We start from the raw sequence: 13,369 nt of genomic DNA, 5'->3' as shown, positions 1-13,369 counted from the left end.
TTTATAATATTCTTGTGGCTTTTACAAAGGCTTGGTTCCAAAAACCGTCTCTTAAAGAAGAAACGGTAACACCTCTTGAAGTAGATGCGTGTATAAAGGTTATTTCATCATTATCAGTACCCACCACCATACCTACGTGGTTAATTCGTTTTGATCCACGGGTGGTCTTAAAAAATAGTAAATCTCCTTTTTCAATATTCTTTACGGCTATTCTATGACCTTCTTCCGCCATATGAAAAGAAGTGCGTGGCAATTGCACATCATGCTCTCCAAAAGATACATATAATAACCCTGAACAATCCATCCCTTTTTTGGTAGTGCCACCAAATTTATATCGTGTACCCGCAAATGAAAGAGCGGTATTAATAATGTCGTCTGCTTTTGTATTGGTCGGTGCGGGTGGGTTTATCTTGTGTTCTTTATGATAAGAAGGTTTTTCAGTATTACCCGTTCGCTCATTATTTGCGGCGGCAACAGAGATTCTTCGTTCCTTGTCAGAACTGGAACTTTTTTTAACACCACAACTGGTTAAAAAACAAATAATTATTAGAAAGGGTAGTTTACGCATAAATTAGAGAATACACTGTAATACGTGTAACTTCAAAATTATAGAATTATTTTTTAAAATAGATCTACCTATGCAGTTTTAGCATTTTCAATGATCAAAGAAGCGGCATTGGAACTTGCCCCGGCACCACCTAATTTTTTAATAAGTTCATTGTAAGATGATAGTTGTTTTTCCCTTGCTTCACCATTTAAAATAAGGGAGAGCTCTTTTTTTAAATTCTGCTTTGTAAGGTCATCTTGTATAAGTTCTTTAACAACTTCTTTTTGCATGATAAGATTGACCAGAGAAATATACTCTAAAGTAATAATGCGTTTGGCAATTTGGTAAGAGATCCAATTTGCCTTATAGCAGACTACTTGTGGTACTTTGAACAAAGCAGTTTCCAATGTGGCCGTACCGCTGGTAACAAGGGCGGCTTTAGAAACCGTAAGTAAATCATACGTTTTATTTTGAATGAACTTTACATTGGCATCTTTTAAAAACGAAGCATAAAAATCTTTATCAAGACTAGGGGCGCCGGCAATAACAAATTCATAATCTGAAAAATCAGAAGTAAGTGAGAGCATTACACTGAGCATTTTTTGAACCTCTTGTTTTCTGCTTCCGGGAAGTAATGCAATAATTGGTTTTTCAAGGTCGAGACTATTTTGTGCCCTGAACTCACTTTCATTTAATATTGGTCTATTGGCAATGGCGTCCAATAAAGGATGTCCCACAAAATTGACAGGAAAATTATGTTTCTTTTCATAAAATTCTTTTTCAAAAGGCAGTATTACATACATGTGGTCTACCGTGGCTTTAATTTTTTCGATACGCCCCTCTCTTGATGCCCAAATTTGAGGAGATATGTAGTAATTGGTCAAGAAATTATGCTCTTTTGCCCATTTGGCAATACGTAAATTAAATCCGGAATAATCAATGAAAATTATAGCGTCCGGTTGAAATGCCGCAATATCTTGTTTACAGAACTTAATGTTTTTGAAAATAGCGTTCAGGTTCATGAGTACCTCAAGAAACCCCATGAAAGCAAGCTCTTTGTAATGTTTTACCAATGTTCCACCAGCATGTTGCATTAAATCTCCGCCCCAGCATCTGATCTGGGCATCACCATCTTGTGCCATGATCGCTTTGATCAGATTGGAACCATGTAGGTCGCCCGAAGCTTCACCTGCAATAATGTAGTATTTCATTTTAAAAGATTTTATAATAGAGAATTATAAAAGCGGTTAAAATGGTAGCGATCAAAACCCCTTTTGCTCTATGATCTCTTTTGATTTTTAAAAAACCAAAAAAAGCAATTAAGTTTAAAATGGCGCCCAATGCTAAAAGACTGCCAATATGCTCTTGAGTAACGGCAGCCTGAAATGTTTCGGTAATACTCAAATCAGAAAATAAAAGAATGTATAATAAAGTACCAATGGTATTAGCAATGATACCTACAATAAAACCGATTATAATTTCTTTTTTAATGTTCATTAAAGTGTTGCTTCTAAATAATATTATCAATTAAAAATTCCAAGTATTCAATTCCTGAATAACATGGTGTGCTGTTAAATCAAATTGAGTGGGTACTACTGAGATGTAACCATTGGCCAATGCCCATTCATCTGTATCTTCACCTTTGTCCAAAAGTTCAAACTCTCCCGTTAGCCAATAATAATCTTTACCCATGGGGTTGGTTCGTTTGTCAAATTTTTCTTTCCAATTTGCCTTTGCTTGTCTACATACTTTAATGCCTTTTATTTTTTTCTTTTCTAGCTTAGGTATATTGACATTCAAAACCGTTCTTTTAGGAATGCCATTTTCTAAAGCTTGGGTAACGATCGTAGCAATAAAATCTTGTGCATGGGAAAAATCTGCATCCCAATTATAGTCACAAAGAGAGAAGCCAATAGCGGGAATGCCCTCTATACCAGCTTCAATGGCCGCACTCATGGTACCGGAATAAATAACGTTGATAGAAGAATTTGCACCATGGTTTATGCCACTGACACAGATGTCGGGTTTTTTGGGCAGTAACTCTTGCAATGCCAATTTTACACAATCCGCAGGTGTTCCGCTACAACTATATTCTTCAATATCATCATTGTCCAAGTCTATTTTCATTTTTTTTGAAAATAGGGCGGTGTCCAAGGTAATTGCATGCCCCATACCAGATTGCGGACTATCCGGTGCAACGACCACGACATCTCCTATTTTTTTCATGATGGAGATCAGCATGCGTAATCCGGGTGCGGTAATACCATCATCGTTGGTAACTAAAATCAATGGTTTTTCCATAGCGTATACTTTCTGTAGTAAAAATACGTTTTTAAATATGATATGTTCCGATGGCCGTTTAACAAAAAATTAATCGCAAGCCCATTAAATGGCATGGTTTTTTCTTTACCTTAGAGGTTTAAGTGGCTTTTACCACTACTGTAAACCCTCAAATTCGGAGATATTGAAAAGGAAAGTAAAAGATAATTTTATGAAAAGAAATTTAGCCTACGTACTGTTATTGATGTTAGCGGCAGTTGCATCATGCAGTTTTACCAATAAGAATTTTGAAAATGACGATAAGGATAAATTATTGTTGGATCTCATCACTTACGTACTTGAAAAGGGGCATTATGAGCCAAAAGCATTGAACGACGATTTTTCCGTTCATGTATTTGAAGACTTCATAGATGTCATAGATCCTACCAAAAGATATTTTTTAGCTTCGGATATTGCCGAGTTCGAAAAATATAAGTTTCAAATTGATGATGAAATTAAAAATACCGACATCACTTTCTTTAATATAGTTTATGAAAGATTAATGCAACGTATGAATGATGCAAAGGGTATTTATAAAGAGGTTTTGGAAACTCCTTTTGATTATTCCGAAAACGAAAGCATCAGTATAAAATATGATGAAGAGCCTTTTGCGGCAAATAGGGAAGAGCTTAAAGAACGTTGGAGAAAGCAGTTGAAATATGCTACTTTGGGAACTTATGATTCTAAAATTTCTCACATGGAGAACAAGGAAATCGAAAGTACCGATGAACATGATCATACTGCTCATTCACCAAAAGAAGCTGAAGAACAATCTAGAAAATCTACGGAAACTACATTGGATGAATTTTTTGATTTTGTTGGTGATTTAGAGCGCAAAGATTGGTTTGTACAATACATCAATACCATTGTAGATGAGTTTGATCCACATACCTTCTACTTCGCTCCAGAAGAAAAAGAAAAGTTTGATACCAGCATGTCTGGTAAATTTGAGGGTATTGGAGCAAGACTTCAGAAAAAGCCGGAAGGTGCAAAGATTGTAGAGATCATTTCTGGCGGACCAGTTTGGAGAGATCAACGATTAGAAGTTGGTGACGAAATTATCAAGGTAGGTCAAAATGGTGAAGAACCTATCAATATTGTTGGTATGCGTTTAGATGATGCCATCAAATTAATTAAAGGTGCACAAGGTACCGTTGTAGACTTAACGGTAAGAAAAGTAGATGGGTCATTAGATGTGGTTTCATTGACAAGAGATGTTGTAGAATTGGAAGAGTCATATGCGAAATCTGCTAATATCATTAAGGGACAAGAGAAATTTGGGATTATAAATTTACCAAAGTTCTATGTTGACTTTAATGATTATAGCGAAAGAAATGCAGCTACAGATGTAGCCAAAGAAGTAGAGCGTTTAAAGGAAGAAGGCATGGAAGGTCTTATTTTGGATTTACGTGATAATGGTGGTGGATCTTTAAAGACCGTTGTTGAAATGGCAGGTCTATTTATAAAAGATGGACCAATTGTTCAGGTTCGTTCTAAAGATAAGGGTAAAGATGTATATGATGATAAAGACGAAAGAATACAATGGGATGGTCCTTTGGTTATTCTTGTAAATGAATTGTCTGCATCGGCCTCTGAAATTTTAGCTGCGGCAATGCAAGATTACAAAAGAGCAATCGTAATTGGTAGTAAGCAAACATTTGGTAAAGGCACGGTACAAAATGTAATACCGCTGAACAATATGTTGCGTAGTAATGAACATGGAGATTTGGGAGCTATAAAGATTACGACCCAAAAGTTCTACAGAATTAACGGCGGTTCTACACAATTAGAGGGTGTAAAAAGTGATATCATTGTTCCAGATAGATATAGTTATATTGATTTAGGCGAAAGAGATCAATCCAATCCATTAGGGTGGGATAAGATTACTCCTGCGGATTATAAAGCTTGGGATGGTTATATAGATTACGAAAAAACCATTGCCGATAGTAAAAAACGTATGGCCAACAGTCCTCAAATTAAATTGATCGAAGAAAATGCCAAATGGTTAAAGGCTGAACAAGACGAGACGGAAATTTCTTTGAATTATGATACCTATAAAGAAGAAAAAGACAAGGATAAAGAACAGTCTGATTATTTTAAAAAGCTAACGGATTACGATTCACAACTTACCTTTCAATCTTTAGGATATGAGGAACAATTATTTACAAAAGATTCAATTTTACGTGAAAAACGTAATAGATGGCATAAAAATCTAGCCAAAGACGTTTACGTTGAAGAAGCGGTAAATGTTTTGGAAGATTTAAAAATGAATAACATTAAGCAAGGCAAATTGGCAAGTGTTAAGAATTAAAGAGTTAAATAAGCTATTAAAGCCGCTACATATTTATGTAGCGGCTTTTTTTTGAGTTAGATATATTTTGCGAATTGTGGTTTTCCAAATTCAGCTAATTCATTATTGCTATTTCGAATTTTTCTGCTTTGAATATAGGTTACAAAAAGTAGCACTATACATACTACTGCAGATGCACCGTTACCATCTTTAACGGCTAAATGGGCTAAGGCACCTAAGGTGTAGTTCATGAAAAAACCTGCGTATACCCACTCTAAGGTCCAGTGAGATTTGTTCAACAAAATCATGGTTAAACCAATAAACTGACAAACACCTAAAATGTAAATAAGATATATAGGATAGCCTAGTTTAGTGAAGGTTTCTGAAACAGTATCAAAATTTATGACGGAGTTAATTATAGAGCCAATTACCGCTATAGCAAAAAAACCTAGGGCAATATAGTAGAATGTTTTTTGAGATTTCATAATAAGTAGGATTTTAGGATTACTATGTCTCAAAAATAAACTCACCTATGAAGTAAAATTGACATTCATAGGTGAGCGGAAAATTTCTATAGATAAATAGAAATTTATGATCGTTAGGCAGAAAACAGTGTATTATTTCAGCAGCTTATCTGCATGTAGCTGCCTTAATTTTGCCAATTTAGGGTTAATGACCACTTGGCAGTATCCTTGTTCAGAATTATTTTTATAATAATCTTGATGATAATCTTCTGCATCATAGAATATGCCAAGCGAACTTAACTCGGTAACAATGGGCTTTTCATACACCTTCTGCATTTCACTTAAGACCATATTTGCTTTTTGCTGTTGACTGGCATTGTGATAGTAAATTACCGATCTGTATTGCGTTCCGGTATCTGCCCCTTGTCTATTCAAGGTCGTAGGGTCATGCGTGGTCATGAAGATAATCAGTATATCTTCATATGTTATTACAGCTGGATCAAAAGTAATCTGTACAACCTCTGCATGTCCGGTAAGACCGGAACAGATTTCTCTATACGTAGGTCTTCCAGGGGCTTTGCCACCGGTATATCCTGAAACTACTTTATGAACACCTCTTACTTCTTGAAAAACAGCTTCTGTACACCAAAAACATCCACCGCCAACCGTAGCAACTTCAGAATTAGTATTATCCATTAGTTTCCTCCTTTTCTAATTGCATAGATTCAGAATTAATGCAGTACCGTAATCCGCTTGGTTCTGGCCCGTCAGGAAAAACATGTCCCAAATGGGCATCGCAAGTATTGCACATAACCTCTACCCGTATCATTCCAAAAGAGGTGTCTTTGTGATATTTTATGGCGTTTTCTTTAATAGGTTGCGTAAAGCTTGGCCATCCTGTACCGGATTCAAACTTAATAGTTGAATCGAATAAAGGTGTGGAACAACAAACACATTCATATTTGCCGGCTTCATGCGCAGAACATAAGGCACCTGAATGCGGGGCTTCGGTTCCTTTTTTACGAGTAATTTTAAATTGTTGGGGCGTAAGTACATCTTTCCATTCCAGTTCGGTTTTTTCAACCCTTTGGTCTGGTTCAGGATTACCATTTACTGAAAAATGAATAACATCTTTCCAAGTTAACATCATAATATTTCCTTTCGTTTTAGACTTATTATACTGGCTTTATTCGTCGGTAAATTGCTTTGATTCTTACAAAATTACGGTAATTTTGGCGCATGGCATACCGTAATAAAAATAGAACTATTTATAGCGTTCTAATTCTTGTTTGCGTAGTTGGTTTTTGGTTGTTTGATAATTTTTATACCCCGGCTACGTATTCAAAAACCGATACAGATAATGGTCCCAATGATTTTCCAGAAGAGTTGTTACCCGAGTCCACCACAGGAGAAATTGTAAATCATTCATTTTTTACCCTGTCTTATAATGAACCATATGAGCAAGCAGAGTGGGTAGCCTATGTGTTGGATAAAAGTCATTTGACGTATGATGATAGAAAGCGGCCATATTTTATTGAAGACCCGTTTGTATCATCAAAATCTGCCGATTGGCGTAATTATAAAGGGTCTGGCTATGATCGCGGGCATTTGGTACCGGCTGGTGATCGTAGGTTTTCCCTACAAGCTTACAATGAAACCTTTTATACCAGTAATATAAGTCCGCAAAATAGGGAGTTCAATGCTGGTATTTGGAACGATTTAGAGCAACAGACAAGACGGTGGGCAAAACAATATGGCACTTTGTATGTATTTACTGGTGGCGTATTGGAAAAAGGTTTAGAAGAAATAGGGGAAGAAGGTGTTGATGTTCCTGATTATTTCTATAAAATTATTGCCAGAAAAAAAGATGATAAGATATACACGCTTTCTTTTTTAATCCCCAATAAACCCCAATTCACATCGCTCAGAAATTTTGTGGTATCTGTGGATGAAGTTGAAAAAGCTACGGGTATTGATTTTTTTAACCAAATATCAAAAAAACAACAAAGTGCTTTTGAGGGGAGTAAAAGTACGGTGGGCTGGAAATTTTAAAAACCTTCTTTTAATCTATTGGTATCTAGTCTTAAGAATATAAAAAGTAAAATTGTAAAGAATAAAAGACCAGATCCCCCATAACTAAAGAAAGGCAAGGGTATACCTATAGTAGGTAAAATACCTATCACCATTCCAATGTTGATGAAATAATGAATTAAAAGGATAGATATGACACCGTAACCGTACATACGGGCAAAATCATTTTTTTGACGTTCCGCCAATGAAATCAATCTTAGGAACAACACCGAGAACAGAATTATTACGGTAGCCGTACCCAAGAAGCCCCATTCTTCCCCAACGGTGCTAAAGATATAATCTGTATCCTGTTCAGGTACAAAGTCACCTTTTGTTCTTGTACCTTCTAAAAAGCCTTTACCAAAAAATCCTCCAGACTCAATTGCTTTTTCAGATTGGTAGGTATTGTATCCGATAGACTTTCTAATTTGCTCCAATTTTTTTGGATCTTTCTCCAATCTTAACCATAGCCCAAAACGGTCTCTATGGCGTTGTTCAAAAACATTGTTGAATACAAAGTTTACCGAAAGGGAGAAAAGTATAACTGCAGCATACGTTAGGCTAAGTGGTATAACGGGAATTTTTAAAGTTTTCCTTTTTAGTGCAAATAAAATTATGGTAAATAAAACCATACCAATTACAAGCCAAACCGTACCATACATTAGGGTAATAACAAATACGAGAATTAAACTTACTAGCACTACTAAATAATAGAGTGGTAAGCCTTCTCTAAAGATGACAAATATTAAGGCAAAGAATACCAATGCGCTACCAGGGTCCGGTTGTGGTATAATCAATAATGCGGGTACTATAATAATTAGTAACGCATAAAATTGATCTTTTCTTCTTTTGATATCTGTTTGTATATCACTTAAGTATTTTGCTAATGCTAAAGCAGTAGCCACTTTAGCTAGCTCAGAAGGTTGCAAATTAAAAAAACCAAGGTCATACCAGGAAGTTGCTCCGGCAATGGTTTTACCAAATACGAACAAGCCAAGTAGGGAAACCATTGAAATAAGGTAGAAGAGGCTAGAAAATCTTTCGTAAAAATTGACCTCCAATGCTAAGATAATAACAATGGTCACTAGGCTTACCCCTATGAAAAATAGTTGCTTTCCATATCTGGTACCAATGTCGAATATGGAACTACTGTCATCTGTAAAGGTACTGGAATATATATTGATCCAGCCAATGAGCACCAGTGCAAAATAGATGAAAACACTTAGCCAGTCTATTCTTTTGAGTATACTTCTACCAGACACGCTCGTTTATTTTGAACTCCTCCCCACTGTAGGGTTTCGCGTATTCGGCTTCCAATGTTTTTTCCAACATTCTTTTTTCCAAATCCTTTCTGGAAATTTCTCCTTTTAGGTATTTCTCTATCATAAGCGTGGCAATGTGGCCAGCATATCTAGAGCCAAAGTATCCATTTTCAATATAAACGGCGATGGCAATTTTAGGGTCGTCTACAGGTGCAAATGCCACAAAAACGGAATGGTCCGTCAATTGGGTACGTACACCATCTATTTTGGTAAAATTCTCCGCCGTACCAGTTTTTCCTGCTACTTCTATTCCTGGTATCTGTAACCATCTTGCAGTACCGCTTACATAAACATCTGCCATACCTTGAACTACCGGTTCAAAATATTTTGGGTCGATCGTTGTGTGCTTTGCTTCGGTAAATTTTGGTTCTGTAATATCCTTGCCTTCAATTTTCTTTAAAATGTGCGGTGTAAAATAGTGCCCTCTGTTGGCAATGGCCGCTGTCATGTTCGCTAATTGTACAGGAGTTGCCAATATTTCACCTTGCCCAATAGAATTTGAGATAATATAAGACGAACTCCATCTATTATCCCCATACCACTTGTCATAATATTCTTTACTAGGAATACGACCTCTTTGACCAAATGGCAAATCGTAACCTAAATAATCGCCTAGACCAAAGCTTCGCATGTGTTTTTCCCACACATCCATGGCTTCATCCGTAGTTTCGAATTTTTCGAATATTTTTCTGAAGGCACCAGCAAAATAAGCGTTGCATGATTGAGATATTCCGTTATTTAGTTTTCTTAAACCTCCACCACAGTGACAGCCTCTTTTTTTCTTGCCCACATAAAAACCGTGATAACACTGAATGGTCGTAGACTCATCCAAAACCCCTTCTTGAAGGGCGATGAGTGCGTTCAGCGTTTTAAATGGTGATCCAGGGGGTTGCTGTGCATGAATGGATCGGTCCCAGGTAGGGTTCGCTATGGTATCGTTATAAAGTTTAGTATAGTTTTTTGAACGTTCTCTACCAACCAATAATGCAGGGTCGTATGTTGGCCCGGAAATCATGGAGAGAATTTCTCCTGTAGAAGGTTCTATAGCTACAATACCACCTCTTTTTCCGTTCATTAGGGTTTCACCATACTCTTGTAAGGTTTTATCTATGGTAATACTAATTTGTTTTCCTTGCTCAGGTAAAGTATCTAATTCCCCATTTTTATATGGACCAATATCTCTATTAAATCTGTCTTTTTGTATGTATTGCACACCCTTTCTTCCTCTTAAAAGGTCTTCGTAATAACGTTCTACTCCAGTTCTGCCTTTTAATTCACCTTGTACATAATACTTGTTGACGGCAAGATCTCCTTCGTTTACCTCGCTTATATACCCAAGAACATTGGCTGCACTGGGTGTGTCGTAATAACGTAAAGATCTTTTTTGAATATAGAAACCTTTGTATTTACGCATTTTCTCTTGGAGCTTAGCATAATCTTGTTTTGATAGTTGAGGTACAAGTACAGAAGGAAGTCTAGGGGAGTATACTCTTGCTTTTCTTAATTTTTCAACGAATTTTTCTTTTTCTATGCCTAAAAGCCCACAGAACTCTAAAGTGTCCAGAGCCTTTACTTCCCTTGGTATGACCATGACGTCATAAGCAGGGTCATTACCTACCAATAGATGACCATTACGATCGTATATGTAGCCACGTTCTGGATAATCATAAATAGCTTTAATTGCCGGGTCTTCTAAAACCTGTTCTGCAGAAAAACTGAAAATTTGCAAATAGGATAGCCTTCCCAAAAAGGTAATTGCGATTACAATGATAATAGATGATAAAAGAATTTTTCTCATTCTTTTTTAGTGCTGAATAACGTACTGAACAAAATGCCTAATATCAACGTGGAAATACCCACTACGACTGTTTTTTGTAAAATTAACAAGCTATTTGCAAAGCTGAAAATTTCTAAAGTGAAGTATACCAAGTGATGTATTATAATCAATAACGCTAAAAACGTAAATTGTTGTGCCTTAGTGCTATTGTTTAACTTAAAACTTTGAAATTCATAATTGACACCAAAGACAAAACGCATTATGGTTGGTCTTAAATAGGCTATGGTTACTGTGGCCGCTGCGTTAATGGCAAGTGTGTCAGAGAAAATATCTATGCAAAGACCTAAGAAAAAACATAGAAGTATAAAGGTAGTTCTATTTTGTTTGATAGGATACCAGTAAAGAAAGAGAATGTAAACCAGTGGGTTTATATACCCAAAAAAATTCAATTTATTGAATACTAGTACTTGTACCAGTACCAATAAAATAAATCGGAGTACAATTAAAAATGTCGTACTATTGATCATTGGCCTCTGTTTCTGCTTCTAGTTCTAAAACTTCTTTGCGATTTAAATTTTTAATGATATATATAGTCCCAATATTGGTCATGTCATTGAACAGTTCTACATTAATAAAGTAGAAACTTTTAGAATTGTCCAAATCAAAACTTTTAATGGTTCCTATGGGTATATTCTCCGGGAAAATGCTACTCATGGCTCCCGTTACAATGGTATCGCCAATGGTTAACGGCACCAATCTTGGAATGTCAATTAGTTGAACAACATTATAGTCGGTCGTGTTTTCCCAAACTAAAGATCCAAAGTGGTTAGAGTTTTTGATTTTAGCGTTTATGGTAGATTTGTCACTTAAAATACTCTGCACGGTAGAAAAATTATTTGACGTGTTTTCCACGATGCCAAGAATACCTTTATCAGTTATAACACCCATATCTTGTGCAATACTATCGTTTTCACCTTTATTGATAGTTATATAATTACGTTGATCGGCATAGCTGTTATTAATTGCCCTGCCCCTAATTATTTCATAATTAACAGAAGTAGAATCTATTCTTGAAGGCGATAGTAATACGTTGTTGAATAGCCTATCCCTAAGTCGTTTGTTTTCCTCTACCAGCCTGTTGTTTTCTTCCCTTAATCCAAAATAAGAAGTTATATTATCTGAGAATGTATATATACTTCCAGTAATATAGTTGGAGGAATTTAAAAATTTAGATTGATGGTACGAATGCGATTGAAATGTGAAAATGAATGAAATAAAGAGCAAAAAAAGGTATAGTAAGAAAATCTTATTCCTAATTAAAAAATTTATGATCTGCTGCATTCACCTCTAAATTTTTACTCAATAATTGAGATTTGAAATTAACTCTCGTTAGTTAAGTTCTAACAAGTATTAACTTGTAAAACATCATCATAACCACTATTAAATGATTTTTAAACTTTACTAAAGGTTGTTTATCGTGAAGTTAAAAAGTTATTCTTAAAAAAAGAACTTCTTACTTGATCAATATACTCTTATAGCGTTCTAGATTTTTTAATGCAATACCGGTACCACGAACAACTGCACGTAAAGGATCTTCCGCGATATACACAGGTAGATCGGTTTTTTGTGATAGCCTTCTATCCAGACCACGTAGCATAGAGCCACCACCGGCAAGATAAATACCTGTATTGTAAATATCGGCAGCTAATTCTGGTGGAGTTTGGGATAATGTTTCCATTACCGCATCTTCTACACGCAAAATAGATTTGTCAAGAGCTTTAGCTATTTCTCTATATGAAATTTGAACTTGTTTTGGCTTTCCTGTTAAAAGATCGCGTCCCTGAACCGACTTCTCATCTGGCGGAGATTGTAGGTCTTCGGTTGCCGAACCTATTTCTATTTTAATGGCTTCTGCAGTACTTTCACCTACATAAAGGTTATGCTGGGTACGCATGTAATAAATAATGTCGTTGGTAAATACATCACCTGCAATTTTAACAGACTTATCACAAACAATACCACCAAGTGCAATTACGGCAATTTCAGTAGTACCACCCCCTATATCAACAATCATGTTACCTTTTGGTTGCATAATGTCTAAACCTATACCAATAGCTGCTGCCATTGGTTCGTGGATCAAATACACCTCTTTACCGTTAACACGTTCTGCAGATTCTTTTACGGCACGCATTTCTACTTCTGTAATTCCACTAGGAATACAAATAACTAAACGCAATGCTGGCGGAAACCATTTTTTCTTTAATGCCGGAATGTTCTTAATAAACATCATCAACATTTTCTCAGAAGCGTCAAAATCAGCAATTACACCATCTTTCAATGGTCTAATAGTTTTGATATTTTCATGGGTCTTTCCTTGCATCATGTTGGCTTCTTTGCCAACTGCAATGATTTTACCGCTAATTCTATCTCTAGCAACTATTGACGGACTGTCAACAACTACCTTGTCATTATGAATTATAAGGGTGTTCGCTGTACCTAAATCTATAGCTATTTCCTCGGTCAAGAAATCAAAAAATCCCATATGTGATGTTTAAATTTTAGATAAAAGGGTGTATTTCA

At 35.9% G+C, this 13,369-nt stretch carries 14 protein-coding genes; 2 read left to right on the top strand and 12 right to left on the bottom strand.

Going from position 1 to position 13,369, the window contains the following annotated elements:
- Position 1: 1 nt before the first annotated feature.
- The 4 genes from B2Z27_RS11955 to surE all read right to left on the bottom strand — a co-directional run bounded on the left by B2Z27_RS11955 (position 2) and on the right by surE (position 2,848).
- The gene (locus tag B2Z27_RS11955) at positions 2-568 is read right to left on the bottom strand and encodes a C40 family peptidase (protein ID WP_215997149.1); all 567 of its coding nucleotides are present in this window, start codon (positions 566-568) and stop codon (positions 2-4) included.
- Between the two features lie 68 nt (positions 569-636).
- Positions 637-1,758, bottom strand: coding sequence for a lipid-A-disaccharide synthase (gene lpxB / locus B2Z27_RS11950; RefSeq protein WP_286813818.1), 1,122 nt, complete (start codon positions 1,756-1,758; stop codon positions 637-639).
- A gap of 1 nt (position 1,759) precedes the next feature.
- Positions 1,760-2,044 (bottom strand): hypothetical protein, encoded by a 285-nt coding sequence (locus tag B2Z27_RS11945; protein ID WP_058105050.1) that lies wholly within the window; start codon positions 2,042-2,044, stop codon positions 1,760-1,762.
- Between the two features lie 30 nt (positions 2,045-2,074).
- The gene (gene surE, locus B2Z27_RS11940; protein ID WP_058105051.1) at positions 2,075-2,848 is read right to left on the bottom strand and encodes a 5'/3'-nucleotidase SurE; all 774 of its coding nucleotides are present in this window, start codon (positions 2,846-2,848) and stop codon (positions 2,075-2,077) included.
- A 190-nt stretch (positions 2,849-3,038) separates the two neighbouring features.
- Here surE and B2Z27_RS11935 point away from each other — a divergent pair, with 190 nt between their 5' ends.
- A complete protein-coding gene (locus B2Z27_RS11935; protein ID WP_286813817.1) occupies positions 3,039-5,177 on the top strand; it encodes a carboxy terminal-processing peptidase in 2,139 nt (712 codons plus the stop codon).
- A 56-nt stretch (positions 5,178-5,233) separates the two neighbouring features.
- On the opposite strand, the gene B2Z27_RS11930 is transcribed toward B2Z27_RS11935, so the two are convergent.
- The 3 genes from B2Z27_RS11930 to msrB all read right to left on the bottom strand — a co-directional run bounded on the left by B2Z27_RS11930 (position 5,234) and on the right by msrB (position 6,767).
- Positions 5,234-5,641: a DoxX family protein gene (locus tag B2Z27_RS11930; protein WP_083365572.1), complete on the bottom strand. Its 408-nt coding sequence runs from the start codon at positions 5,639-5,641 to the stop codon at positions 5,234-5,236.
- Between the two features lie 132 nt (positions 5,642-5,773).
- On the bottom strand, positions 5,774-6,316 hold the full coding sequence (msrA, locus tag B2Z27_RS11925) for a peptide-methionine (S)-S-oxide reductase MsrA (RefSeq protein WP_286813816.1): 543 nt from the start codon (positions 6,314-6,316) through the stop codon (positions 5,774-5,776).
- A complete protein-coding gene (gene msrB, locus B2Z27_RS11920; protein ID WP_286813906.1) occupies positions 6,309-6,767 on the bottom strand; it encodes a peptide-methionine (R)-S-oxide reductase MsrB in 459 nt (152 codons plus the stop codon). The genes msrA and msrB overlap by 8 nt, the downstream gene beginning before the upstream one ends.
- A 92-nt stretch (positions 6,768-6,859) precedes the next feature.
- Between msrB and B2Z27_RS11915 the strand changes: the two genes are divergently transcribed.
- A complete protein-coding gene (locus B2Z27_RS11915) occupies positions 6,860-7,672 on the top strand; it encodes a DNA/RNA non-specific endonuclease (protein ID WP_286813815.1) in 813 nt (270 codons plus the stop codon).
- Here the strand turns inward: B2Z27_RS11915 and rodA are convergent.
- The 5 genes from rodA to B2Z27_RS11890 form a co-directional block, all read right to left on the bottom strand.
- Positions 7,669-8,952: a rod shape-determining protein RodA gene (gene rodA, locus B2Z27_RS11910; RefSeq protein WP_286813814.1), complete on the bottom strand. Its 1,284-nt coding sequence runs from the start codon at positions 8,950-8,952 to the stop codon at positions 7,669-7,671. The two genes, B2Z27_RS11915 and rodA, sit on opposite strands and share 4 nt — an antisense overlap.
- Positions 8,942-10,810 (bottom strand): penicillin-binding protein 2, encoded by a 1,869-nt coding sequence (mrdA, locus tag B2Z27_RS11905; protein WP_286813813.1) that lies wholly within the window; start codon positions 10,808-10,810, stop codon positions 8,942-8,944. The genes rodA and mrdA overlap by 11 nt, the downstream gene beginning before the upstream one ends.
- Positions 10,807-11,316 carry a rod shape-determining protein MreD gene (gene mreD, locus B2Z27_RS11900; RefSeq protein WP_286813812.1) on the bottom strand — a complete coding sequence of 170 codons (510 nt, stop codon included), beginning with the start codon at positions 11,314-11,316 and terminating at the stop codon, positions 10,807-10,809. The genes mrdA and mreD overlap by 4 nt, the downstream gene beginning before the upstream one ends.
- Positions 11,306-12,130 carry a rod shape-determining protein MreC gene (mreC, locus tag B2Z27_RS11895; RefSeq protein ID WP_058105059.1) on the bottom strand — a complete coding sequence of 275 codons (825 nt, stop codon included), beginning with the start codon at positions 12,128-12,130 and terminating at the stop codon, positions 11,306-11,308. Before mreC ends, mreD begins: the two co-directional genes overlap by 11 nt.
- A 172-nt stretch (positions 12,131-12,302) precedes the next feature.
- Entirely contained in the window at positions 12,303-13,331 is a 1,029-nt protein-coding gene (locus tag B2Z27_RS11890) for a rod shape-determining protein (protein ID WP_027066022.1), read from the bottom strand.
- Positions 13,332-13,369 lie beyond the last annotated feature (38 nt).

Origin of the sequence: Maribacter sp. UBA3344 (genome assembly GCF_002362375.1) — a bacterium.
GTDB lineage: Bacteria > Bacteroidota > Bacteroidia > Flavobacteriales > Flavobacteriaceae > Maribacter > Maribacter dokdonensis.
Note: the sequence above shows the minus strand (reverse complement) of the source record. Positions and strands in the feature narration are given on the sequence as shown.

Excerpts from the sequence above, each read along its gene's own strand:
- B2Z27_RS11955 (WP_215997149.1), bottom strand. The coding sequence starts at position 568 with ATGCGTAAACTACCCTTTCTAATAATTATTTGTTTTTTAACCAGTTGT.
- lpxB (WP_286813818.1), bottom strand. The coding sequence starts at position 1,758 with ATGAAATACTACATTATTGCAGGTGAAGCTTCGGGCGACCTACATGGT.
- B2Z27_RS11945 (WP_058105050.1), bottom strand. The coding sequence starts at position 2,044 with ATGAACATTAAAAAAGAAATTATAATCGGTTTTATTGTAGGTATCATT.
- surE (WP_058105051.1), bottom strand. The coding sequence starts at position 2,848 with ATGGAAAAACCATTGATTTTAGTTACCAACGATGATGGTATTACCGCA.
- B2Z27_RS11935 (WP_286813817.1), top strand. The coding sequence starts at position 3,039 with ATGAAAAGAAATTTAGCCTACGTACTGTTATTGATGTTAGCGGCAGTT.
- B2Z27_RS11930 (WP_083365572.1), bottom strand. The coding sequence starts at position 5,641 with ATGAAATCTCAAAAAACATTCTACTATATTGCCCTAGGTTTTTTTGCT.
- msrA (WP_286813816.1), bottom strand. The coding sequence starts at position 6,316 with ATGGATAATACTAATTCTGAAGTTGCTACGGTTGGCGGTGGATGTTTT.
- msrB (WP_286813906.1), bottom strand. The coding sequence starts at position 6,767 with ATGTTAACTTGGAAAGATGTTATTCATTTTTCAGTAAATGGTAATCCT.
- B2Z27_RS11915 (WP_286813815.1), top strand. The coding sequence starts at position 6,860 with ATGGCATACCGTAATAAAAATAGAACTATTTATAGCGTTCTAATTCTT.
- mrdA (WP_286813813.1), bottom strand. The coding sequence starts at position 10,810 with ATGAGAAAAATTCTTTTATCATCTATTATCATTGTAATCGCAATTACC.
- mreD (WP_286813812.1), bottom strand. The coding sequence starts at position 11,316 with ATGATCAATAGTACGACATTTTTAATTGTACTCCGATTTATTTTATTG.
- mreC (WP_058105059.1), bottom strand. The coding sequence starts at position 12,130 with ATGCAGCAGATCATAAATTTTTTAATTAGGAATAAGATTTTCTTACTA.
- B2Z27_RS11890 (WP_027066022.1), bottom strand. The coding sequence starts at position 13,331 with ATGGGATTTTTTGATTTCTTGACCGAGGAAATAGCTATAGATTTAGGT.